At 35.3% G+C, this 24,868-nt stretch carries 21 protein-coding genes; 11 read left to right on the forward strand and 10 right to left on the reverse strand.

What is annotated here, in order from left to right:
• Positions 1 to 37: 37 nt before the first annotated feature.
• The 5 genes from trpD to SCA31_RS03310 form a co-directional block, all read right to left on the reverse strand.
• Complete coding sequence (gene trpD, locus SCA31_RS03290; protein WP_410695424.1) at positions 38 to 1,024, reverse strand: anthranilate phosphoribosyltransferase; 987 nt, start codon at positions 1,022 to 1,024, stop codon at positions 38 to 40.
• A gap of 101 nt (positions 1,025 to 1,125) precedes the next feature.
• Entirely contained in the window at positions 1,126 to 1,734 is a 609-nt protein-coding gene (locus tag SCA31_RS03295; protein ID WP_410695425.1) for an anthranilate synthase component II, read from the reverse strand.
• 41 nt (positions 1,735 to 1,775) lie between these two features.
• Positions 1,776 to 3,200, reverse strand: coding sequence for an anthranilate synthase component I family protein (locus SCA31_RS03300; protein WP_410695426.1), 1,425 nt, complete (start codon positions 3,198 to 3,200; stop codon positions 1,776 to 1,778).
• Between the two features lie 247 nt (positions 3,201 to 3,447).
• Positions 3,448 to 4,089: a hypothetical protein gene (locus SCA31_RS03305; protein ID WP_410695427.1), complete on the reverse strand. Its 642-nt coding sequence runs from the start codon at positions 4,087 to 4,089 to the stop codon at positions 3,448 to 3,450.
• 133 nt (positions 4,090 to 4,222) lie between these two features.
• Positions 4,223 to 4,678 carry a cupin domain-containing protein gene (locus tag SCA31_RS03310; RefSeq protein ID WP_410695428.1) on the reverse strand — a complete coding sequence of 152 codons (456 nt, stop codon included), beginning with the start codon at positions 4,676 to 4,678 and terminating at the stop codon, positions 4,223 to 4,225.
• A gap of 199 nt (positions 4,679 to 4,877) precedes the next feature.
• On the opposite strand from SCA31_RS03310, the gene SCA31_RS03315 reads away from it, so the two are divergent.
• From SCA31_RS03315 to SCA31_RS03335, 5 genes are all read left to right on the forward strand, one after another.
• Positions 4,878 to 5,096, forward strand: coding sequence for a hypothetical protein (locus SCA31_RS03315; RefSeq protein WP_076354041.1), 219 nt, complete (start codon positions 4,878 to 4,880; stop codon positions 5,094 to 5,096).
• Entirely contained in the window at positions 5,096 to 5,467 is a 372-nt protein-coding gene (locus SCA31_RS03320) for a c-type cytochrome (protein ID WP_410695429.1), read from the forward strand. The genes SCA31_RS03315 and SCA31_RS03320 overlap by 1 nt, the downstream gene beginning before the upstream one ends.
• A 3-nt stretch (positions 5,468 to 5,470) precedes the next feature.
• On the forward strand, positions 5,471 to 6,397 hold the full coding sequence (gene rlmF / locus SCA31_RS03325; protein ID WP_410695430.1) for a 23S rRNA (adenine(1618)-N(6))-methyltransferase RlmF: 927 nt from the start codon (positions 5,471 to 5,473) through the stop codon (positions 6,395 to 6,397).
• Positions 6,398 to 6,635: 238 nt separating this feature from the next.
• Positions 6,636 to 8,333: a lysine--tRNA ligase gene (lysS, locus tag SCA31_RS03330; RefSeq protein ID WP_410695431.1), complete on the forward strand. Its 1,698-nt coding sequence runs from the start codon at positions 6,636 to 6,638 to the stop codon at positions 8,331 to 8,333.
• A 107-nt stretch (positions 8,334 to 8,440) separates the two neighbouring features.
• Positions 8,441 to 9,847 carry a T9SS type A sorting domain-containing protein gene (locus tag SCA31_RS03335; protein WP_410695432.1) on the forward strand — a complete coding sequence of 469 codons (1,407 nt, stop codon included), beginning with the start codon at positions 8,441 to 8,443 and terminating at the stop codon, positions 9,845 to 9,847.
• A 35-nt stretch (positions 9,848 to 9,882) separates the two neighbouring features.
• Here the strand turns inward: SCA31_RS03335 and SCA31_RS03340 are convergent, their stop codons facing one another.
• Genes SCA31_RS03340 through SCA31_RS03350 form a run of 3 tightly spaced genes read right to left on the reverse strand, consistent with a single transcriptional unit; the run spans position 9,883 to position 12,749 of the window.
• On the reverse strand, positions 9,883 to 10,398 hold the full coding sequence (locus SCA31_RS03340; protein ID WP_410695433.1) for a ClbS/DfsB family four-helix bundle protein: 516 nt from the start codon (positions 10,396 to 10,398) through the stop codon (positions 9,883 to 9,885).
• Between the two features lie 6 nt (positions 10,399 to 10,404).
• On the reverse strand, positions 10,405 to 11,409 hold the full coding sequence (locus tag SCA31_RS03345) for a cytochrome d ubiquinol oxidase subunit II (RefSeq protein WP_410695434.1): 1,005 nt from the start codon (positions 11,407 to 11,409) through the stop codon (positions 10,405 to 10,407).
• The gene (locus tag SCA31_RS03350; RefSeq protein ID WP_410695435.1) at positions 11,406 to 12,749 is read right to left on the reverse strand and encodes a cytochrome ubiquinol oxidase subunit I; all 1,344 of its coding nucleotides are present in this window, start codon (positions 12,747 to 12,749) and stop codon (positions 11,406 to 11,408) included. The genes SCA31_RS03345 and SCA31_RS03350 overlap by 4 nt, the downstream gene beginning before the upstream one ends.
• A gap of 233 nt (positions 12,750 to 12,982) precedes the next feature.
• Here SCA31_RS03350 and gyrB point away from each other — a divergent pair, with 233 nt between their 5' ends.
• The 6 genes from gyrB to SCA31_RS03380 all read left to right on the forward strand — a co-directional run bounded on the left by gyrB (position 12,983) and on the right by SCA31_RS03380 (position 21,421).
• Entirely contained in the window at positions 12,983 to 14,917 is a 1,935-nt protein-coding gene (gyrB, locus tag SCA31_RS03355; protein ID WP_410695436.1) for a DNA topoisomerase (ATP-hydrolyzing) subunit B, read from the forward strand.
• Positions 14,918 to 14,999: 82 nt separating this feature from the next.
• The gene (locus SCA31_RS03360) at positions 15,000 to 15,422 is read left to right on the forward strand and encodes a DUF5684 domain-containing protein (protein ID WP_410695437.1); all 423 of its coding nucleotides are present in this window, start codon (positions 15,000 to 15,002) and stop codon (positions 15,420 to 15,422) included.
• Positions 15,423 to 15,760: 338 nt separating this feature from the next.
• A complete protein-coding gene (locus SCA31_RS03365) occupies positions 15,761 to 17,653 on the forward strand; it encodes a DUF3857 domain-containing transglutaminase family protein (RefSeq protein ID WP_410695438.1) in 1,893 nt (630 codons plus the stop codon).
• A gap of 2 nt (positions 17,654 to 17,655) precedes the next feature.
• Positions 17,656 to 19,596, forward strand: a complete 1,941-nt coding sequence (locus SCA31_RS03370; protein WP_410695439.1) for a transglutaminase-like domain-containing protein — start codon at positions 17,656 to 17,658, stop codon at positions 19,594 to 19,596.
• 98 nt (positions 19,597 to 19,694) lie between these two features.
• Entirely contained in the window at positions 19,695 to 20,525 is an 831-nt protein-coding gene (locus tag SCA31_RS03375) for an RsiV family protein (RefSeq protein ID WP_410695440.1), read from the forward strand.
• A gap of 44 nt (positions 20,526 to 20,569) precedes the next feature.
• Positions 20,570 to 21,421 carry a diacylglycerol/lipid kinase family protein gene (locus SCA31_RS03380; protein ID WP_410695441.1) on the forward strand — a complete coding sequence of 284 codons (852 nt, stop codon included), beginning with the start codon at positions 20,570 to 20,572 and terminating at the stop codon, positions 21,419 to 21,421.
• A 183-nt stretch (positions 21,422 to 21,604) separates the two neighbouring features.
• Here the strand turns inward: SCA31_RS03380 and SCA31_RS03385 are convergent, their stop codons facing one another.
• Both SCA31_RS03385 and ggt read right to left on the reverse strand, forming a co-directional pair.
• Positions 21,605 to 22,885, reverse strand: a complete 1,281-nt coding sequence (locus SCA31_RS03385) for a dicarboxylate/amino acid:cation symporter (RefSeq protein WP_410695442.1) — start codon at positions 22,883 to 22,885, stop codon at positions 21,605 to 21,607.
• A gap of 165 nt (positions 22,886 to 23,050) precedes the next feature.
• On the reverse strand, positions 23,051 to 24,739 hold the full coding sequence (gene ggt / locus SCA31_RS03390; RefSeq protein ID WP_410695443.1) for a gamma-glutamyltransferase: 1,689 nt from the start codon (positions 24,737 to 24,739) through the stop codon (positions 23,051 to 23,053).
• Between the last annotated feature and the right edge of the window lie 129 nt (positions 24,740 to 24,868).

Consider the following 24,868-nt stretch of genomic DNA (forward strand, 5'->3'; position numbering starts at 1 on the left):
TGGGAGTAGAGATGAGAAGTTAGAAACTACGGGCTTTTTAGTTAATAAGGAGTTCGAAAGTTCTTAGTGCTTTTCCGTTTTCCAGACTTTCTTTAGCTAAAAGAAGGCAGTCATTATAGGAACCGAATTTTCGGGTATGGTAAAGTGCTACAGCTGCATTGGCCAAAACCACTGCATTTTGCTGCTCAGTTCCTTTTCCTTCCAAAATATTCATGAAGATTTTTGCTGTCTCCTGAATGGTATCTCCCGCTTTAATATCTTCAAGGGTTAGGGGATTGAAACCAAGGTCTTCAGCAGAGTAAATTTCTTCTCCATTCTTCGTAATAATTTTACTGTCATGGGTTAAACTAATCTCATCATAACCATCCAGTCCATGTACAAGAATAAATTCCTGTTCTTCTTTTTGCAGAAGATATTGATAGATTCTTGCAATTTCCAGATTGTATACACCAATCATTGAATATTGAGGCTTTGCAGGATTCACCAATGGCCCCAAAAGATTAAAGAAGGTTCTTAATCCCAATGATTTTCTCAATAATCCAACCGACTGAAGGGCGGGGTGAAAGTAGGGAGCATGCAGGAAGCAGATATTTGCTCTCTCAAGGTCTTCATTTAATTGTTCCGATGTATTTTTGAACTGATAACCGAGTTCTTCCAGTACATTGGAAGAGCCTGTGGTCGTTGAAGCACCATAATTTCCATGTTTTGTTACCTTCTGCCCGGCTCCGGCCACCACAAAGCTGGCCAATGTTGATATATTGATTGTGTTCTTTCCGTCACCTCCCGTTCCTACGATATCAATGGCATCACTAGCATCAATATCTACACGAACAGCCATTTGTAATAAGGCTTCTCTGAAACCTTCCAATTCTTTCAATGTAATATTTCGCATCAGAAAAACACTGATGAATGAAGTCACTTCTGCGGCATTGAATTTATTCTGAGCAATTTCAATCATCATGGCCTTTGCCTCAGATTTTGACAAAGTATTATGATTAAACAGGTATTGCAGTATTTCTTTCATTTGAGGAGTTTTTATGGTTGAGGGATTTTGTATGATTGCTTTCATATTGAGTATGCTTTGTTAAACCTTTTAGCAAGTTGGGATAAAAGCTCTGGTTTATTTTAATGATTTAAAAAGTTCCTGATAATTACTTCTCCCTCGGGAGTCAAAATACTTTCAGGATGAAACTGTACTCCGTGTACATCATAAGTTTTATGCTGTAGGGCCATGATCATTCCGTCTTTATCAACTGCGGTAATTTCCAGTTCTGCAGGGAAGTTGTCTGGGTTTACTGCCCAGCTGTGATATCTTCCAACTTCTAATCCTGATGCCAGATCCTTGAAAAGCTTAGTATTTTCTTTTACCAACTCAGTAGTGGTGGCTACTCCGTGAAAAATTTCTGAAAGATTGATAAGACTTCCGCCAAACGCTTCTGCAATGGCCTGCTGACCTAAGCATACCCCCAAAATACTCTTGGTAGGGGCGTATCCTTTAATTAGATCCAGTAAAATTCCTGCCTCTTCCGGAATTCCCGGGCCGGGAGAAAGAATAATCTTGTCATATTTCCCGATTTCTTCCAGCGTAATTTGATCATTTCTTACTACATCTACTTTCTGATTCAAAATTCTTTCAATGATCTGGACCAAATTATAGGTGAAGCTGTCATAATTATCAAAAACGAGAACTTTTGATGGCTGGTTTTCGGTTGCTGGTGTTATATTGTTGTTCATTTTTTTATTTTTTGCTAGTTGCTGGGATGGACATTGTTTTATTAATCCTGAACGATCTTTTCTGCTTTTTCTACTGCTTTTTTCAGGGCATTTAGTTTATTATTAACCTCCTGCAGTTCATTTTCAGGGACCGATTTTGCAACAAGACCAGCGCCCGCCTGATAATAAAGTGTATTGTTTTTACTTAAAAAGGTTCTGATCATAATGGCTTGATTACATGTTCCATTTAAACCAACAATCCCGATACATCCTCCATAATAGCCACGGGAATCTTTCTCATATTGGTTGATCAGTTGAAGTGCTTTATGTTTAGGCGCGCCACTTAGTGTTCCCTGAGGGAATGTTGCGGAAATCATTTCCAGAGGATTAATCTGTTCAGGCAACTCTGCCGTTACTTCGCTTACCATATGAATAACGTGAGAGAAAAGCTGAATTTCTTTAAGTTTGGTAACAGTTACATTTTTTCCCAGTTTTCCCAGATCATTACGCGCTAAGTCTACCAGCATAGTGTGTTCTGCATTTTCCTTTGGATCCTTTTTTAATTCTTCAATAGCCTGAAGATCGATATCCAGATTTCCTGTTCTTTTAGAAGTTCCTGCAATGGGATGAATAATGGCCTTATGGTCTTTAATGATCAACTGGCTTTCAGGACTTGATCCGAATAATTTATAGTTTCCGTAATCAAAATAGAATAGGTAAGGAGAAGGATTGATATTTCTTAAGGCTCTGTAAACATTAAATTCATCTCCTTTGAATTTCTGTTCAAATCTTCTGCTTAGTACAAGTTGAAATACATCACCTCTCATACAGTGTTTCTGAGCCGTTTTTACCAGTTCAAGATAATCTTCATTCGTAATATTGGAAGTTTCCTGTCCATTCTTTTCAAAAGGATAAACCGGAGTGTTCTGGTTTTTGATAAGATTTTCCAAAAGATGTAACTCAGATTTTACACCGTTCATTTGGTTTTCAATAATATACATTTCATCATTGAAGTGGTTGATGGCAATTACATATTGGTATAATCTGTATCTGAGAATAGGGATTTCCACTTCAGGGCTTTGTGGCTTTAAGTTGATACTTTCAAAAAACTGTACTGCTTCAAAACTTGTATATCCAAATAGGCTTTGAGCCGTCTGTTCAATGGGGTCATCAGTCTTTTCACAATCAAAAATAGTACGAAAATTTTCAAATATATCGATGATATTGCGTTCATTAATTAATTGTTTTACCGGAGCAGAGTCGGGAAGTTTAATTTCAAATTGATGTAAGCTTTTCACTTCAATTCCTGCAACAGCGTTGATGGCAATAAAGGAAAAATTATTGTCAATACTTTTAGAATCCGAACTTTCCAAAAGAATAGTATCTCTGAATTTGTCCCTGATTTTAAGGTAAATATTCATGGGAGTATGAAGATCCCCAAGAGTTTTTTTCGAAACGGTTTTTATTTTGATTTTTTGAGTAAACATCTGCTGTTGTATTTTTTTTAGATTTAGGAATAAAAAAAAGGCTTTAACGGAATCCGTCAAAGCCTTGTATATTGTTTGTTTGTATCTGCTGTTGGGTTAACAACATGACAATAACTTCAGACCCGACGAAGAGTTTGAAAGCCACCACCAAATATTGTTGCTATTATTAAACATGGGACAAATTTAGAAATTTTTTTAATACAAAAAACAAAAAATTCAAAAAAATAAAAACTTATTTTGAAATATGTTACTTCAACTGCTTGAGTTCTTTCCTGAGTTCTTCAATCTTTAGTTTAGAACTTTCATCATCATAAGAATCTGTATAATCTCCTAAGGCTGAGATGTATTCCATAATAAATTCCTTGTTGGTTCTGTCTGCTTCGTACTTTATTCTTGCAGAATTGACAGGAGCGAGTTTTTCATTTTGTAATAAAATTTTTCCTTCCCTGGATTGGTCATAAAGGATGACAATGTTTTTTTCATATCCTGGAATGTATTTTATAGGAAGATCCTTTTCACTAGGGATTCTAATTGAATTTCTGATAGGATAGATCGCTGCAGTAGTAGTTGAAAAAAAAGTAGTCGTGTATTTTCCGTCCTGTTTCTTTACTATGGCTTCATAATCATGAATGTACATATCATTAAGAGTGGAGTTGGTTTCCACATCTGAAGTGATGATGGCTGTACTTTCCTCCCCATAGGTATTCAGAAACCAGGCATTAAGGAACTGCCCGCAAAACCCATTTAAAATGGCCAAAGGAATAATTGGGATTAAGAACCATGCTTTTTTAGTAAGGTATGATAATAATCCAAAGAATATAAAGAGCAGTATCACAGTATAAAAACCATGATGGCTGATGAAAAACAGAATTTTAGAAATTAAAACCATAGATTAAATGTACTACTATCTTTTCAATGTAATTTTTTTTGATGTATTAAATTTATAGAAGCTCATTTTATCCTTAAATAGAAAAGCAGCAAAGCCATGCCAATCGGAAAAGGCTTTACTTTCCTAAAATACATTAATGTACCGGTTCTGAAAGTGGAATATCCGGACTTCCGCTGTAGAAAACGATCAGTGTCGCTCCTTTATCCCCGGTTTTGCCTCTGTGAGCAATGTTAACCATTTCTGGAAGTACCTGCCCTTGTTTTACCCATTGTGTTTTACCATCTTCTTTTCTTTCAATCTGAATTTCTCCTTTTTCTATATAAGCGGCATTAATAACCGGGTGTTTGTGCCAATCCAATGCCTTATTGGGAGGAACAGAAATCTTAAGCACTGATATTTCAGGCTGTCCGCTTGGGTAGGCTGGGTACAACGTTCCGTCCCATGATTTTGTTGTTTTTAATAATGTTACAGATTCAATTTTATCAGAATATTCTGAGGGGTGATCATTCGACGAAGAATTATCACAAGACAAATTGAGGGTAGAAAGTACAACGAATAAAGCTGTACAGAATAATTTTTTTTTATTCATATTGAATTCAAATTAATAATGTTCTTGATTTAGGTGATTGTCTAAAACAAAAATACGAATCATATTTAAAATTCTCTAATGTTTGAATTATGTTTATTTGATTATAAATTTTTAGGCGCTAAAAATATTTTTCAAAGAAAACATTTGTCATAAGTTTAAAACTTTATTTTTTATATTTTTGCTTCCAAATTAGAAAAAAATGAAAAAAGTATTAGCAATCGCATTTATCGGAGGTTTATTATTAGCAAGCTGCTCAAAAAAAGTAGATCACTCTTTACAGGATAGCAACACAATGCTTGAAGAACCAGAAGCAACTACAGTTGTAGATTCTACTGCTAAAACTGCTGCTCCAGCTGCTGCAACTCCGGCTGCACCTGCACCTGAAGCTGCTAAAACAGATTCTACAGCGAAGAAATAATGAAAAAAATGCTTTTGGCAGGAACTTTAGGTCTTATGATCATTTCCTGTTCTAAAAAAGAAAATACAACAGAAGTTGCATCATCTGATGCTGCACCAGTGTCAGCACCGGCAAAATCTAATCTTTCTGGTGATCAAATCATGGAGACATTGGACTGCTCAGGATGTCACTCTGTTAATGAGAGAATGATAGGACCATCTTATAAGGAAATAGCAGCTAAATATTCTGAAAAGGATATAGATTTGCTTGCTTCCAAGATTATAGATGGCGGGAGTGGAGTTTGGGGAGGAGTCCCTATGGCGGCCCATCCACAGGTATCTAAGGAGGATGCTAAAAAAATGGTGGAATATATTTTAAGTCAGAAGAAATAAAATATGTCCACCGAAAAATCCAGTCTGCACACAAGAAATCTGCATCGTAATCCCTATGATTTTGATCAGCTCATTTCTTGTGTGCCAGAACTGAAGCACTATGTCTTTGAGAATGCTTATCAGACAAGAACCATTAACTTCAGCATTCCTAAAGCAGTTAAACTTCTGAATAAGGCTTTACTCCTACACTTTTATAATGTTAAGGATTGGGATATTCCTGATACCAATTTATGTCCCCCCATTCCGGGAAGGGCAGATTACGTGCATTATATTGCTGATCTGCTAGCTGAACAACAAAAAGGAATTCCGAACGGAGCTTCTGTGAAAGGGCTGGACATAGGAGTAGGAGCTAATCTTGTTTATCCTTTAATTGCTCATAAATCCTATGGTTGGAAAATGTTGGGTACAGACATCAATCAGGACTCACTGAAGAATGCTCAGCATATTTTAGATCAAAATTTAGATCTTTCATCCGTTATTAGATTAAAGCAGCAACCGAACTCTGATTGTATATTTAAAAATATTATTGAGGGGGAGGGCCAATTTACATTTTCCATGTGTAATCCTCCGTTTCATGATTCTGAGGAGGCTGCAATGAAAGGAAATATCAGGAAAACAAAAAATATTAAGAAAACAAAATCCAAACAACCATTGCTTAATTTTGGCGGAAAGCAGTCAGAGTTATGGTGTGAGGGTGGTGAACTAGCTTTTATCACCAAGATGGTTAATGAGAGTGCGTTGTACCCAACCAAGGTTCTTTGGTTTACGTGTTTGGTTTCCAAAAAAGATAATCTGCCTAAGCTGAATTCACTTTTAAAAAAGGTAAAAGCAGTAGATTTCAAGACGATTGACATGGCTCAGGGGCAAAAAATAAGCAGAATGCTTGCCTGGACATTTATTCCTCAACAGGACAGGAGAGGATGGTTTTGAATGAGGTAATCGTTAACAAAGTTTTTTGTTACCCGTTGATTACGAAAGAAATTGATCATTTATTTTCTGTAAATAGTCAATATCATTACATAAATCAATAGACAATAAAAGATAATAATATTCAATTCATTGTGTGGGAAATTCACAATTCACGATTCGCATTTAAAAATTTCTGAAAAAACTCATTGACGGTCAACGCAAAAATGCCTAAATTTGTACGCTTTTAGAAAAATAAGAAATGCAATTATCAGAACAAGAAATCATTAGAAGAGAAAAGCTGAATAAGCTTACTGAAATGGGGATTAATGCGTTCCCTGCGGATGAGTATACCATTACAGATACTACAGAATCTATAAAACAGGATTTTTCTGAAAATAAACAGGTGAAGATCGCTGGTAGATTAATGTCCCGCAGAATTCAGGGAAAAGCTTCTTTTGCTGAGTTGCAGGATTCTACAGGTAAAATTCAGGTATATTTCAACAGAGACGAAATCTGTACAGGAGACGATAAAACTTTATATAATGAAGTATATAAGCACCTTTTGGATATCGGGGATATTATCGGTATCGAAGGAACTTTATTTACAACTCAGGTAGGAGAGATGACGGTTTTAGTAAAGAACTTTACGCTTCTTACTAAGGCTTTACGTCCACTTCCTCAAGCTAAAACGGATGAAAATGGTGTGGTACATGACGGATTTACAGATCCTGAATTAAGATACAGACAGCGTTATGTAGATTTAACGGTAAACCCGCAGGTGAAAGAAATCTTTGTGAAGAGAACAAAATTGTTCAATGCTATGAGAACTTTCTTTAATGATGCAGGATATTTTGAAGTAGAAACACCTATTCTACAATCTATTCCAGGAGGAGCAGCAGCAAAGCCGTTTATCACGCACCACAATGCATTGGATATTCCATTATACTTAAGAATTGCAAACGAATTATATCTGAAAAGACTTATCGTAGGTGGTTTTGATGGGGTATATGAGTTCTCTAAAAACTTCAGAAATGAAGGAATGGACAGAACCCACAACCCGGAATTTACGGCAATGGAAATCTATGTAGCTTATAAAGATTACAACTGGATGATGGATTTCACTGAGAAGTTATTGGAATTCTGTGCTATTCAGGTAAACGGAACTACAACAGCTACATTTGGAGAGCATAATGTAGATTTCAAAGCTCCATATCCAAGAGTTTCCATGACGGAAGCGATCCTGAAATTCACAGGTTTTGATATTACAGGAAAAACGGAGAAAGAATTATACGATTTCGCGAAGTCTATCGGAATTGAGGTGAATGAAACAATGGGTAAAGGAAAATTAATTGATGAAATCTTTGGTGAGAAATGTGAAGGAAACTTCATTCAGCCAACGTTCATTACAGATTATCCGATTGAAATGTCTCCATTGACTAAAAAACATAGAAGCAAGGACGGGTTAACAGAGCGTTTTGAATTAATGGTTTGCGGAAAAGAAATCGCAAACGCTTATTCAGAGCTTAACGATCCAATTGATCAGAGAGAGCGTTTTGAAGCACAAATGGCTTTATCTGAAAGAGGGGATGATGAAGCAATGTTCATTGATCAGGACTTCTTAAGAGCATTGGAATATGGGATGCCTCCAACATCAGGATTAGGGATTGGTATGGATAGACTGATTATGTTCTTAACGAACAATGCATCTATCCAGGAAGTATTATTCTTCCCTCAGATGAGACCTGAAAAAGCGGTTCCTCAAATTGAGTTAGGAGAGGATGAAAAAGTAATCCTTGAAATCCTTAATTCTCAGGAAGAAGCAATGTCTTTAGCTGAAGTAAAAGAAAGAAGCCAGCTATCCGGTAAAAAATGGGATAAAGCTTCCAAGACTTTAACAAAAAATAATCTTGTGAAAGTGGAAAAAATTGATGAAAATCTTTTGATGAAACTAGCTTAAGATTTATAATATTATAAGTTTAAAAGAGTGAACGTTATGTTCACTCTTTTTTATTTATAGATGAGAGAAAAATACTATATTAGCCCATAATAAAAACATAAATTATCGTGAAAAAAAAAATTATCACAGGCATATTACTCTATGCATGTAACCTAATCAATGCACAAGTTACTCTTACGAAAGACCTTTCTTATGGCAATAATGGAGAATATGTTTATAATGATGCCGGTGGCTATTCAGCGCATACATTTATTGGAGACAAATTATTAGTTGCCCATACTTACCTTAATATTTCAGGAAATAATAAGTATATAAAGTATACAAGGCTGAATTCGAATGGTACTCATGATCTAAGTTTTGGAATTAATGGTTCTTTTGTAGATTCTGGAAGTTTAGGCTCTGCATCAAGTTTATTGGATGCAAATACAGACTATTTAATCAATTATAGCGATGATAAATATTTTATTACGGGACAATATGACTCTGCATTTCAAATGAATTGGGCGGAGAACGGTATTACAGGAAAAAAATATATAAACATATTACCTAATGGGAATCTACTATTTCGCAAAGACGATCATTTTACAAGAATTTTAGCTAATGGAACTCTGGATCCTAGTTATGGGACTAATGGGAAATTATCTACACTAAGTTATTCTACAGCTTTTATTTATGGTATTGTTAGTAATGATTTTGCATATGAATTCGGTTCCGGCGATTATTCCAATGTCAATAATTATGGGATAAGAAAACTAAATATTCTTACTGGTAGTTTAGATTCTGGCTATGGTAATTCTGGTTTGGGGGAGACTTCAATTGTACCAACGACGATAAGAAATTCTATATATAATGAGGCGGATGGTTCTATGCTGAACATGTTGAATGGAAATTCATCAAATAATAATCAATATTCAATTTCTAAAACAATGTCTAGTGGATTTCTTGATGCTGGTTTTGGAACCAATGGTGTTTTTACTTTGAATAATGAAATAAATTCTATAAACTACACTCCTTATTCTAATTTTTATGAAGATAATGCCAGTCGGATATTCTTCTTATTAAAATCTGATGTTGGAGATATTGCTATTACTTCCTATTCCTCATCGGGTGTGCTGAGAAATATTAATGACCAGCCTGTTTTTAATACCGGAGATAATATTTATACTAATTATAACTATGGAGACTATCCCAACTTTCAAGTGGTAGAAAATTATTTATACTTTTTCAGCCCTAAAAAAATTACACGTTATATTATTAGTGAGCAAACTCTTTCTGTTGCAGAAGATTTAACTAAAAATAAGAAAATTAGCTTTGTAAACCCATTTAAGAATGAATTGATCTTGAATACTAAAGAAAAAATCAAAAATATTGAGGTTTATAGTGAAAGTGGACATTTGGTGCTGGTATCTAAAGAATTGAGATTGAATACAGCTTCTCTTTTAAAAGGAATATATTTTATAAAAATTACAACAGCTTCAAACCAGATAATATCTGAGAAAGCAATTAAGAATTAAGTGAATATTTTAGATAATAAAAAGCCGATACAAAATTAACTTGTACCGGTTTCTTTTTTCCATTTCCGTAGCTGAATTCTGAAATTTTTAAATGGAGCAATGGTATTGATATGTATCCACTTCCAAACCGGCCATTTTGCAGGTGTTGTTGCCCATTTTCTCTGCTCTGCAACAAATAAGGTTTTATCATCAAGCTTTTCAATCCATTCTATAATTTCATTGACCTGATTGTGGAGCATTTCTCTTTGCTCATGCAAGCTATAAGAACCAAATTGCTCATAAAAAGACCCATATAATCCTTTTAAATTATTCCATTTGTATTCAGAAGTAGGTGTTTTTACTTCAATTCCTTTCTTTTCATCAGATTCCCATTGAAGCAGTAAATGGGTCCAGCCAATTTGATAGGATATATTTTGCGATGGTGTTTTGTCAACACCAGCCTTTATCATATCCTTTTCGTCTTCCTTGATGCCGTCAAATTCCTCATCATACAGGATATATCTTTTTTTTATTTCTTCAATAAGCTCAGTCTTATCCTTATAACTCTGCATATTGTTCTATTTTCTCAATTTACTGAATGAAGCCATTAAATAAAATAAAAACGGAAGAATAAATAATGAACCTAGCATCAGTGCCCATCCCAAGGCAGAAATTGTTTTTGGAGGAGCCATATGTTCGAAAAGTGAAAGATGCTGTCCGTTTCCTAATAAAATAATATCAGGATTATGCTGGTAGGTTGCTGCCACAAGGATCATTACAATTTGAAAACCGGCAAGCGCACGTACAGGAAGTAGTTTCTGTACGTTCATAGCCCTAAGAATAAGCAGTAAAGCAATAGTAGCAAAAGCAATAGACATAATGCCCAGAGGTTTTGAGAATATCCACTTTAAAAGAGGGATGTCTGAAATATATGCTGTTAAAAATACAAGAAGTCCGGTAATAACTACGAAGATCATGGTTTGCTTAGATTTTCTGATCATTAAAAGCAAATCGGCTTTATCACGAGTTTCTCTTAATGAAAAAATGGAAGCAAGATAAGCGCAAAGTGCTACCGTAAATAAACCTACAGAAACTCCGAACCAGTTTAGCCAACTATAAATATACAGATCCAGAAAAGTGGTCGCATCAGGATTAATGGATTGCGAAACGGTCGCCGCTGCTATTAATCCTAGAAAAAAAGGTGTTAAAAGGCTGGCGTAGTAAAATATCTGAGTATATAATACCTGCCAGTTATCTTTTACGGCATCATAATGTCTAAATGTAAAGGCTGTACCTCTTGCAATAATACCAAGCAGCATTAGTACCAGAGGGATGTGCAGATATGTAGACATTGTAGTATAAATTTCAGGGAAACCCACAAAAAGAATAACAATGGCAATGATTAACCACATATGATTGGCCTCCCACACAGGAGCAATGGATTCATACATGATTTCCTCTGTTTTGTGACGGGCTTTTTTGTGAGTAAAAAGTTCTACAATACCGGCCCCAAAGTCAGCCCCGCCCAAAATAACATAAAGACAGATAGAAAGCCAGAGAAAACCTATTACAATATAGATCATGATTTTTTATTTTTATCGTTAAACTGTGCGTCTGTAGGGTCATAAAGCTTCGGAACCATTTGTATCTGTCTTTTTAAAAGGAAGATAAGAATAAGTGATAATGAAATGAAAATGGCTGTGAAGAAATAGAATGAATACTGTATTCCCGGCATTGGTGTTACTGCGTCTATTGTTCTCATGATACCATAAATAATCCATGGTTGTCTTCCTACTTCAGTAACCGTCCATCCTGCTTCCAGCGCAATGTATCCAAAAGGAGTTGCAATTAAAAATGTTTTTAAAAGCCAGTTTTTAGTAAGCCATTCTTTTTTGAAAAAGAAAGCATATAAATAGATTGCTCCAATACAAATCATCACTACACCAAAGAAGATCATAATCTGAAAAGCATAATGAGTAACAGCAATTGGAGGCCATTCATCCTTTGGAAAATCTTTAAGTCCCTTTACTTCAGCATTGAAATCATTACTGACAAGGAAACTTAGCACTTTAGGAATCTTAACGGCATACTTTATTTCTTCCTTTTCTTCATCAGGAATTCCACCAATAACAAAGGCTGCTCCTTTTTCTGTTTCAAAGTGAGCTTCCATAGCTGCTAGCTTAATAGGTTGTCTTTCTGCAACAGATTTTGCTGCGATATCACCACTTAAAGGTGCTCCAAAGGCTCCAATAAGGGCAAAACCTACCGCAATTCTAAAAGCTTTGGTATGAAATTCAACATTCTTTTTTCGCATAATCAAGAAAGCGTGAACTCCGGCTACTGCAAAGCCTGTAGCACAAAATGCAGCAACTGTCATGTGAAGTGCCTGTGGAAACCATGCATCATTAAGCATAGCTTTAATAGGATCTATATTAAGGTATTGGCCATTGATATAATCAAAACCGGTAGGAGAGTTCATCCATGCATTGGCGGCAACTACTAAAATTCCAGATGCTAGTCCGCTTACTCCTACAAGAAAACCACAGAACCAATGAAACCACTTATTAAATTTATCCCATCCATATAAAAAGAATCCAATGGCAATAGCTTCAATAAAAAATGCAGTTCCCTCCAGTGAAAAAGGCATCCCGAAGATAGGACCTGCATGTTTCATAAATCCGGGCCATAAAAGCCCCAATTCGAAAGAAAGCATTGTTCCGGAAACAGCTCCTGTAGCAAATAAGATAGCAACCCCCTTGCTCCAAGCCTTTGTGAGTCCTTTATATACTTCATTGTTGGTCTTTAAGTACTTCCAGTGGGCAAATGCCATTAAGAAAGGCATTACCATACCCACGCAGGAGAAAATAATATGAAACCCCAAAGAGAGGGCCATCTGCGCGCGGGCAGCAATAAAATCATCCATAATATCAACTTTTGAGTAAATAAATTTACGGATAAATTATTGATGTTGAGTATGATTTAAAACAGTAGGTATTTCGGGTATACCATTTAATTTTGAATCTTTTATTGTTCAGCTATTATTTATGCTTACTCTAAGAAAACTCTACATTTTTTTGACATTTTTTAACTTTCATACCTCGAAAAAAATCACGATATTTGTAAGTCTTTGCATATAGCAAGATTTTAATATTTAATATGAGTCAAAAACAATATACAGCTAGTAGTATTCAGGCATTGGAAGGAATGGAGCACGTTCGTATGCGTCCTTCGATGTACATTGGTGATGTAGGGACAAGAGGTCTTCACCATTTGGTTTATGAAGTAGTAGATAACTCTATTGACGAAGCGTTGGCAGGGTACTGCGATACAATCTTTGTTGCCATTAAAGAAGGAAACGGAATTGAGGTAAGTGACAATGGTAGAGGTATTCCCGTTGATTTCCATGAGAAAGAGCAAAAATCTGCCCTTGAGGTTGTAATGACAAAGATTGGAGCCGGAGGTAAGTTCGATAAAGATTCTTATAAGGTTTCTGGAGGTCTTCACGGGGTAGGAGTTTCGTGTGTAAATGCACTTTCCAACGAAATGATCACTACTGTTTACAGAGACGGGAACGTTTACCAGCAAGTGTATTCAAAAGGTAAAGCTCAAACAGGAGTTGAAGAAATTGGTAATAGTGACAAAAGAGGGACAAAACAGTTCTTCCAGCCGGATGATACTATTTTTACAGAATTAGTTTATAACTATGATACGTTAGCAAGCCGTTTAAGAGAGCTTTCTTACCTTAATAAAGGGATTACAGTTACTCTTACAGACGAAAGAGAAAGACTGGAAGACGGTTCTTTCAGAACTGAAGTTTTTCACTCTGAGGGAGGATTAAAGGAATTTGTTGCCTACATTGACGGAAACCGTGAGTCTATTATGGAACACGTAATCTTCATGGAAGGTGAAAGAGACGATATTCCTGTAGAAGTAGCAATGCGTTACAATACTTCTTTCAACGAAAATCTTCACTCTTACGTAAATAATATCAATACTCATGAGGGAGGTACTCACCTTGCAGGTTTCAGAAGAGCTTTAACAAGAACTTTAAAGAAATATGCAGATGAATTGGGGCTTCCTGCAAAAGAAAAAGTTGAAATTACAGGGGATGACTTCCGTGAAGGATTAACAGCTGTAATTTCTGTAAAAGTAATGGAACCTCAGTTTGAGGGACAGACCAAAACGAAATTAGGAAACTCTGAAGTTTCTGGTGCTGTAGATAAAATTGTAGGGGAGATGCTTACTAACTTCTTGGAAGAGAACCCTAACGAAGCTAAGATTATTGTTCAGAAAGTTGTTCTGGCTGCAAAAGCAAGACAAGCAGCGAAAAAAGCTCGTGAGATGGTTCAGAGAAAATCTCCGATGGGAGGTTCTGGTCTTCCTGGAAAGCTATCTGACTGTTCATCTAAAGACCCGGCAGAATCTGAATTGTTCCTTGTGGAGGGAGATTCCGCAGGGGGAACGGCTAAGCAAGGACGTGACAGACACTTTCAGGCTATTCTTCCATTAAGAGGTAAGATCTTGAACGTAGAAAAATCTATGCTTCATAAAGTATATGATAATGAAGAGATCAGAAATATATATACAGCCCTTGGTGTTTCTGTAGGAACAGAAGAAGACAGCAAAGCATTGAATATGGTTAAGCTTAGATATCATAAGGTTGTAATCATGACCGATGCCGATATTGATGGGTCTCACATTTCTACCCTGATTCTTACATTCTTCTTCAGATATATGAAAGAACTTATTGAGAATGGATATATTTATATTGCTCAGCCGCCTTTATATCTACTAAAAAGAGGAAACAAAAAAGTGTATGCTTATAATGAAAAAGAACGTGAAGAGTTTACATTAGAAATGTCTCCGGATGGAAAAGGTGTTGAAGTACAACGTTACAAAGGTCTTGGGGAAATGAACCCTGAACAGCTTTGGGAAACAACCCTTAACCCTGAGCACAGAATCTTGAAGCAGGTAACTATTGATAACGCTGTGGAAGCAGACAGTGTTTTCTCAATGTTGATGGGTGATGAGGTTCCACCAAGAAGAGAATTTATTGAGAAAAATGCAAAGTATGCAAAAATTGATGCATAATCATTTTTAAAAATATATAAAAAAAGCTCCTAAATATTAGGAGCTTTTTCTATATTTGGGGGTAACCAAAAAAAATAATAATATGTTAACTCTTTTACAAACAGACCCCTATAGTGGGGCAGATGCAGTTTCTGGAGCCGCTGCTGCAGGATTAGGGCTCGGGACCATGTTCATGAGTCTTATATTCTACCTATTTTATGGATATTGTATGTACAAAATATTCAAAAAAGCTGGTAGAGAAGATGCATGGGCTGCCTTTGTTCCAATTTATAATATCATTGTATTGCTGGATATTGTAAAGAAACCAATTTGGTGGATCATCTTATTCTGTATTCCTTTTGTAAACTTATATGCTTCATGGGTCATCAATGACAGATTGGCTAAAGGTTTTTCAAAAGAAACTCCTCTTTACACAATTTTGTTGTTTTTCCTAGGATTTATTTTTATTCCGGTACTGGGGCTTGGAAGTGATACTTTCAACAATAAAAATATTCCAAATGATTAAAAAAGGCTAAAAAATAGTAAAGGCTCCTAAAAAGGAGTCTTTTTTGTTATAATAGAGAGTCATTTTTTTAAAATAATGTTTCATATTCTAAATGTTTTTATCTTACACCATAAGTATGAATATCATTTAAGTCAGCCCTATTTTTGTTATTGTATCAAAAGAATATTTAACTATTTACATCCTTAACGGTAAAATATAAAATAAGATCTCACATTCTGGGGTCTTTTGTCTTGAATGTAATTGATTGATTATTAATTTATTATATTAATTTTTTATTTTTTTTAAGTTATTGTTAACAGTTATTAAGATTTTGTTATTTTTGTGTAATTTTAATAACCATGATGAAAATATTATTTCTCGGGGCTTTATCTACAGCCTCAATTTACTTTGCTCAAACCTATCCTGTATCTTCAATTCCCGAAGATTTAAAGAAAAATGCAAATATTGTTATCCGAAAAGACTTTACAACTGTTCAGATCAATAAAATTGATGAAATAAAATATCAATATAATACGGTGACGACAGTTCTTAATAAAGATGGTAATGATAAAGCTGTGGCTTATATCCATTATGACAAGTCAAAAAGTATTTCAGATATAAAAGTGACCATATATGATGAATTTGGAAAGAAAATAAAAAGCTATTCCAAATCTGACTTTGGTGACTTTGCCAATAATAGACAAGGAGTGTTTTATTCTGATAACAGAATTTTAGTGTTTTCATATACCCCTGTTCAATATCCTTATACCATTGATTTTTCATATCAGTCAGAAAATAAAAATACAGTTTTTATTCCTGATTTTGTGCCATTTTACTCTACTAATACCTCTTTGGAAGATGGGCAGATGAAGATCATTAATACCTCAGGGATTGATCTGCGGACTAAGGTTTATCCATCAAAGTACAACTATGCTTCAGTAATAGAAAGCGGGAGTGGAAATGATAAAACATATGCCTACAAAAATGTTCCTGCAATTGATGATGCTCCTTTGATTCCGCAACCCGTTAAAATATTACCGAGTGTAAATTTTGCTCTAACGAAATTCAATCTGGCAGGAAGACAGGGAACTTTGAACAATTGGACAGATTTCGGAACATGGTATTACAATAACCTTGTAGAACCTGTTTCTGTATCTACTCCTGCCATTAAAGCAGAGGTTGCAGCCTTGCAGCTTCAGGGTTCTGTAGAAGATAAAGTAAAGAAGATCTATCAGTATATGCAAAATAAAACCAGATATATATTTGTTGGATTAGGAATAGGAGGATGGCTGCCTATGATGCCGGAAGAAGTACATCAAAAAGGCTATGGTGACTGTAAAGGTCTTACCAATTATATGAAAACTCTCTTGAATGAAGCAGGAATACCCTCTTACTATTGTGTAATCAATTCTGGATCCTCGCAGGTATCTTTTGATCCGGAATTTCCAACGATGGGAGGAAACCATGCTATTTTAATGGTTCCAACTGAGAAAGGAAATATTTGGCTTGAAAATACTTCGCAGCAAACCGCATTTAATCATTTGGGATATTCCACAACAGATAGAAATGTACTTTCTGTACAGAAAACCGGAATAGAACTTATTAATACACCTACCTATACCGCTGAACAAAACAAGGAAATCCAGAAACTGAAGATAAAAGTTGGTGAAGATAATGGGATTACAGGAGAGGGGAATTTTTTCTATACTGGAAACCAATATGATTACAATCTTGGGTTTGTAAGTCTTAATCCAAAGGAAAAAAGTGATGCGTTGAAAAGAAGATTTGACGTTTTAAACTTTGAAAAAGTTGAGATGAAGAACTTTGTCAATGATAAGGATAAGGCTGTTATTACTTATGATATAGACTTTAAAACTAATAATTATTGTAAAAATGCAGGAAATAGTCTCATATTCAGAGCTGTTCCCATTTACTCAGACAATATTTATAAAACAGAAGAAAACCGTACGCTTCCTTTTGAGATCGGACAGTCTTTTGAGGATGAGTATGAAATAGGCTTTAGCATCCCTAAGGGATATAAAATTGATGAAACTCCTAATGATATTACTATTAATTCAGAATTTGGGTATTATAAACTAAGCTTTGTTAAAAATGGAGAAGAGCTAAAAGTGTTGAGGAAAATACAGATTAATAAAGGAACCTATCCAAAAGAAAAATACAATGAATATGTAAGTTTCAGAAAAAAAACAATAAACATGGACAATTCAAAAATTTTAATTACTAAAATATAAAGATGAAAAAAGTAGTATTAGTACTTATTTGCTCAGCAAATTTGGCTTTTGTAAAAGCGCAGAAACATGAGTTTTTAAATCCACCTAAATTTTCCGATGCAGATTTATCCAAAGCAAAATCATTATTAGATGAGAATGCTCCGGCTGAAATTCTGTATAAATCTGTTCATTATAGAATTGATGCATCTACAGGAGACTTGCACAAAGAATATGTGTATAGAATTAAGATCTACAACAAGGATAAAGCTGAAGATTGGTTAAACGTTGAGGTTCCTCTTCGTCAGAGTGGGAGTGATCTTGAAACCCTGCATAAGTTTAAGGCATTTACGTATAACCTGGAAGATGGAAAAACGGTTCCAGTAAAAGTAGAGAAAAGTTCAAAATATAAAAGTAAAGAAAGCAAGTACATTACCGTAAACAAGTTTGCTTTTCCTAATGTAAAGGATGGTTCAATATTAGAATATCAATATGAAGTATTATCTCCATTTGCATTCCTGTATTTAGTTCCTGAGGTTTTAATAGAATTGGATACCCCATCTCTCTATACGGAATACGTTCTGGATTCTCCGGCCAATATTGCCTACAATATAAACTATACCGGAGAACTGCTCCCTAAGCATAGAGAAGTTGCAGACAGAACACTGTATGGTACCCAGTACAAAACATATAGATTTGGTTTCGAAAATGTAAAAGGCTTCAAAACGGAAAAACATGTAAGAAACGACAGAAACTTCCGAACAAAAATTAGTGCTGAACTGCATTCTACTCATTTTAGAGAACTTAGGCTTTACTCATCTTCATGGGATCAGATTAGTAAAAGACTGAGTGAGAATGAAGATTTTGGTGGTGAACTGAAAAAGACGAGGTTGGCAAAAGAAAATATGCCGACAGGTGTTTTAGAAATGAAAACTGATTTTGAAAAAGCTAATGCTATCCTTTCATATGTTCAAAAAACATTTACCTGGAACAAAGACAGAGGAATTTATACCGATAATGGAATCAAAAAGCTTCTGGAAACTAAAGTAGGTAATGCTGCTGAAATTAACCTATTCCTTGTTATGCTTTTCCGTGAAGCAGGAATTAAATCTGATCCGTTAATCATTTCTACCGTTGATAATGGTTTAATCAATATGGTATCTCCAAACCTTACAAAAACAAATTTGGTATTGGCATCTGTAGAAATAAATAACCAGCTTCATATCTATGACGCTACCTCCAAGCAGTCTTCAATGGATGAACTTCCTTTGAAAGATTGGAACCAATACGGAGTTTTATTAGCTAAAAATAATGTTTCACAGATTCAGATGACCAATATGAAGTCAAGCAATACCTACCTGACTGTTGATGCAAAGATCAATGATGATGGCAGTATTTCAGGATCTTATTCTGATAAAGATACTGGAGCCTATGCGATGTATGTGAAAGATAGTTATGATGAAAATGCTGAAAAATATAAAAAACAATATAAAGAAAACTTTTCAATAGATTTCACCGGAATTGATTCAAAAGTTTTAGAAAATGGTGAATTTGAAAGTACAATGAAGTTCTCTTCATCAAACTTAATTGATAGAATAGGGAAGAAGATGATCATCAATCCGATGTTGTTTTTAAGTAAAACATCGAATGAATTTGACCAGACAGAAACCCGAAAATATCCCATTGATTTTGGAGCACCTACTACCAAGGTGAAAAAAGTAATCCTTGAAATTCCGGCAGGATACGTAATTGAAGAAATGCCTAAGAATAAAAAGATTGTTACAGAAGATAAAGAAATAGAATACAGCTACGCAATAGAACAAAAAGGGAATAAGCTGGAAGTTACCAGCACTACAAAAATTTCCAGTGCAGATTATCCTAAGGAATATTACCCTGCATTTAAGCAAATCTGGGGGGTAGCTTCAAAACAGGAAAATCAGGTGATTAGCTTAATTAAAAAATCATAACCTGCAGATTTCAACTTTATGTTGTAAAAAAGAATAATTTTCTAAAAAACCATTCATCTTTTGAATGGTTTTTGTATTCAATAGCAAAAATTAAAATTATGAAAAACATCATTGCCGTTCTGGCGCTTTCTTCATTCTTTGTTTTTTCTGCCTGCAATAAAAAGGATGCAGTAGCAGAAGTACTAACGGAGAAAACAGAAGATAAAAAGTCCAATGAATTTATTGTAGATTCCGTTACTGTAAAAGACTCTACAAGAGTTAGCGATTCATTAAAGCTAGCCTTTACTTCAAAGTTATTGACATTTCCCACTTTAAAAGATAAAGCACTTTTGGACAGCATCTATTTTCAACATGAAAAAATAAAGGATTTTTCAAAGGCCGGATTGCAAGCTTATCTGGAGAATAAAAAAAATGATTATTTCAGTACCATGAAAAATGACAATAAAGATTGGTATTCAGATATAACCTATGCTCAGGAATGGTATTCAAGTTCTTATATGAACCTGAAATCCAATGTCAATGGGTATATGCATATTCAGTATGCTGGAAGTGCATACATAGGAGGTGCCCATGAGGAATATGGATTTTCAGAAAGAGTTTTTGACCTTAAGAATAATAAAAAGTTAGAATTAAAGGATATTACTTCAATACCTGAAAATAAGCTTGAGACATTGCTAATGAAGAATCTTGATAAGATCAATAGTGGAGCAATGGATGGTAACGGAGAGGTAAAGAATTCGGAAATGCTGTTAGTAGAAAGAATTCCAGTATCAGATAACTTCTATTTTGATGAAAAAAATCTGTATTTCCATTACAGTCCGTATGAAATTACAGCTTTTGCGGCCGGAGATATCACGATTCCTGTTTCCTGGGAAGAGCTAAAAGGCACAATAAATGCAGAATTTAAAGAAAGAATGAAAATTAAGTAAATTAATGCTTCCGGGTTCAGGAAGCATTTTCTATTTTTGCGGTAATGGAAAAAGTAGCTTTTATCATCAATCCTTTTTCGGCCAAAAAGAATTATCAGCCGTTTCTGAATGAACTTAAAAATAAGGTTGGTAATCCTCTGTATTATGTCTCCGAATCTATTCCGGGAACAGATGAGTTTATCAAAACCCATTTTGATGAGGTAGATATCTTTGTAGCCATTGGGGGAGATGGGACCATTTCTACCGTTGCTAAAAATTTGATCTCTACAGATAAGATTCTGGCTATTTTTCCGGCAGGTTCCGGTAATGGATTTTCCAATGAAACCCGTTTCAGTAAGAACCTGGACGAGCTTTTAGAGAAAATAAAAGCAAAACAATCCAGAAAGATTGATACTTTTACGGTGAATGGCAGGCTTTCCATCAATGTTTCAGGAACAGGGTTTGATGGTAAGGTAGTTAAAGAATTTGAAAAAACCAGCCGTGGCTTCAAAAACTATATCAAGGTTTCCCTAAAGACCTTCTTTAACTATAGGCCGATCAAAGTAACTTTCCTCGATCAAGAACATCAGCAGTACAACGGCAGATACCTTATGCTAAACGTTGCCAATACCCGCCAGTTTGGAAATAATGCCTATATCGCACCTAAAGCTAGTAAAAGTGATGGCTTGGTTGATATGGTTTTGGTGAAAAAATTTCCTCTGACTTATTCTGCTTTGTTTGCTTTCAGAATGTTTACCAAAAGACTAAAGGACGATGAATACGTTACTTATCTTCCGGTTTCAGAAATATCATTCAAGGTAAATACCAAAAACTGGCATCTTGACGGGGAATTTAATAAAATAGAATCTCCCATTCATGTTAAAGTGCAGCCGGCTAGCCTGAATATTTTGATTTAAAGTTTCAATGAACAAAAGTTTGGGTGTAGGAGTTTTTTAGGGTTGTCATGTTTGATGTAGAATGCAAATTATAGCAGGAAATTCACCATTGAAATCCAAGGTTCAAAGTTTGATAATAAAGAGAAGTATTCTTCCCTATTACCCAACATCTAATCCCTGTTACCTGTAATTTACCTGCACCAATCACATTTCCAATTGTTTTTCAATTTCTTCCGGATGGTTCAGGCAATAATGAAACTGTTCTTTATCAAGCTGTTTTTCCCAATTTGCCACAACAACAGTTGCGACAGAATTCCCAATAACATTCGTTAATGCACGGCATTCACTCATAAACTTATCAATTCCAAGAATTAATGTCATTCCGGCAATAGGAATCTCCGGAACAACTGCCAATGTAGCGGCTAAGGTTACAAAACCTGCACCGGTAACACCTGCAGCACCTTTTGAACTTAACATGGCCACTAAAAGAAGCATTAGTTGCTTTTCAATAGGAAGATGAATATTAAGTGCCTGGGCTATGAATAAAGAAGCAAGAGTCATGTAAATATTAGTTCCATCGAGATTAAAAGAATATCCGGTAGGGACTACCAGACCTACTATTGCTCGTGAACAGCCTGCTTTTTCCAACTTTTCCATAATTCCGGGAAGCGCAGATTCTGAAGAACTCGTTCCCAATACCAAAAGAAGCTCTTCCTTAAGGTAAATCAATAGCTTGAAAATATTAAATCCGTTATACCAAGCCACAGCCCCTAAAACCAACACCACAAAAAGGAAGGAGGTGATATAGAATGTGCCTACCAAAAAAATCAGATTTAATACAGAGTGAAGCCCATATTTTCCTATAGTAAAAGCCATAGCCCCAAAAGCTCCTATTGGTGCAAGCTTCATCAGCATATGAACAATCTTGAATATAGGAGTAGATAGATCCTGAAGAAAATCAGTCACTTTCTGGCTTTTTTCCTTTGTTAAAACTAATGCAACACCCATTAAAATAGCTACAAGAAGGACCTGAAGGATATTATCGCCAACCAAAGGACTGAAAAGTGTTTCGGGAATAATATTCATGATAAACCCTGTAAGTGTAGACTCGTGGGCTTTCTCCTGATATTGAGCTACATCTCCTGAAAGAGTAGCCGGATCAATATTTAAACCCTGGCCGGGCTGTAAAATATTTCCAACAAACAGACCGATAATAAGGGCTAGGGTAGAGAATGTGAAAAAATAGATCATTGCCTTTATTGCAATTCTCCCCACCTTTTTAAGATCGGTCATATGAGCAATCCCTAATGTAAGAGTGATGAAAATGACCGGAGCGATGATCATCTTTACCAATTTGATAAAGCCATCCCCTAAAGGTTTCATCTTTTCTCCTAATTCAGGATAGAATCTTCCCAGAATAATACCTGCAACTATAGCTATAATAACCTGAAAATAAAGTTGATTGTGTATTTTTTTTGCTTTCAAAGAATAGTCGTTTTATTTTTTTAAGGCCGAAAATTAAGAAATTTTATCTAGAAACATGATAAAAGTCATTGAAATTACACTGCAGTACCAATATTGATGAATATAAAAGTTCGGCTTCATTTTAAATGAAGCCGAACTTTTATTGATTGTATTTGATAATAGAGATTATTCCACAGCAACGGAGTCATCTCCGCGGCCGTCTGCTACTGCATGGATATTCCCATTCTCGTCAATGACAATTATTTCTGTTTTTCCGATGTATTTTGTCTTTTCAATAACATAGTTTTTGCTTTTTAGCTCAGCAATAGTACTTTCAGGGAAATCGTTTTCTACCGTTATGGTTTCCGGAAGCCATTGGTGATGGAATTTAGGAGCATTCACTGAAATATTGGCATTTAATTTAAAGTCTACCACATTTACAATAGATTGATACACTGAAGTTGGAATCGTAGTTCCTCCCGGAGTTCCCACTACCATATAAGGTTTCCCATTTTTAAGCAGAATTGTTGGAGTCATGGAAGAAAGCATTCTTTTATTAGGCTGGATAGAATTTGCCTCACCACCTACCGCTCCAAACATATTTGGAACACCTGGTTTTATGGAGAAATCATCCATTTCGTTATTTAAAAAGAAGCCTGCTCCGGAAACCAATACCTTGCTTCCGTAATAACCATTAAGAGTAGTGGTTACAGAAGCCGCATTTCCATCCTTATCAAGTACAGAAATATGGGTAGTCTGTGTAGATTCCTTGGGTTGGGCTATGATTTTACCAACTTCTGCACTTGGAGTGGCTTTGTCGAAGCTGAAGTTTTTCCATCTATTCTTCAGGTATTCATCTGAAATAAGGTAAGACGTTTTATCCTGAATAAAGTCAGGGTCACCCATATATTCTGCTCTGTCTGCAAATGCTCTTCTTTCTGCTTCAGCCATAATCTGAACAGCTTTTGTAGAGTTCTGCTGGTATTTTTCAAGGTTTTCAAAACTTGCCATTCTCAGCATTTGGGCTAAAAGAAGTCCGCCACTTGAAGGTAAAGGCATTGAAACAACATTATTTCCTTTGTACTCAAATTCCAGAGCTTTTCTTTCCGCAACCTTATAGTTTTTAAGATCTTCCAGAGTAATGATTCCGTTTCCTCTTTTCATTTCTGCGACAAGAAGATCAGCTGTTTTTCCTTCATAAAACCCTTTTGATCCTAATTTCTGGATCAGTTTTAAAGTTTCTGCCAAATCTTTTTGAACTAAAATATCTCCTGCTTTCCAAGGGGTATCTTTTACAAAAACAATAGAAGATTTATTATGTTTCTGAAATTTTTCTTTGTTGTTATTCAACATGTCTGCTTCCTTGTTCGTAATGGCAAATCCTTGCTCTGCGAGATCAATGGCAGGTTGAATAATCTTTTCCATGGGTAGTTTGCAGTACTTCAGGGTCGCAAAAAAACCGGCAATACTTCCGGGAATACCTACTGCCAGTCTTCCGTTTTGAGATAAATCTGTATCTGCTTTTCCTTTTTTATCAAGATACATGTCTCTGGAAGCTTTTTTAGGAGCCGTTTCCCTGTAGTCCAGTGTGAATTTTTCACCATTATTTTTAACACCTACTAAGAAACCACCACCACCAATATTTCCGGCTTGTGGATATACAACAGCCAATGCATATTGGGTAGCAGTAATTGCGTCATAGGCATTTCCTCCCATTCTAAGGATTTTAGCGCCTGCCTCACTGGCTAATGGGTGGGCAGATACCACTACACCTTTATTTTTTACCTGTACTTCTTTTACAATATTGAAGTCTGTAAACTGAGCCCATCCAAGTTGGCTCATTAATAGGACCGAAGCAATTAAAATCTTCTTCATATGATTGTTTCTTTGAAACAAAATTATAGAAATTTATGCAAACCATTTGCAGATGATCTTATAATCTTTGAAAGAATAAAATATACCAAATCTCAAGAAAATTCTCAACTATTTTTTGCAAAAATCCAT

It is taken from the genome of Chryseobacterium sp. SIMBA_028 (assembly GCF_046535285.1).
In the GTDB taxonomy this organism is placed as follows: domain Bacteria; phylum Bacteroidota; class Bacteroidia; order Flavobacteriales; family Weeksellaceae; genus Chryseobacterium.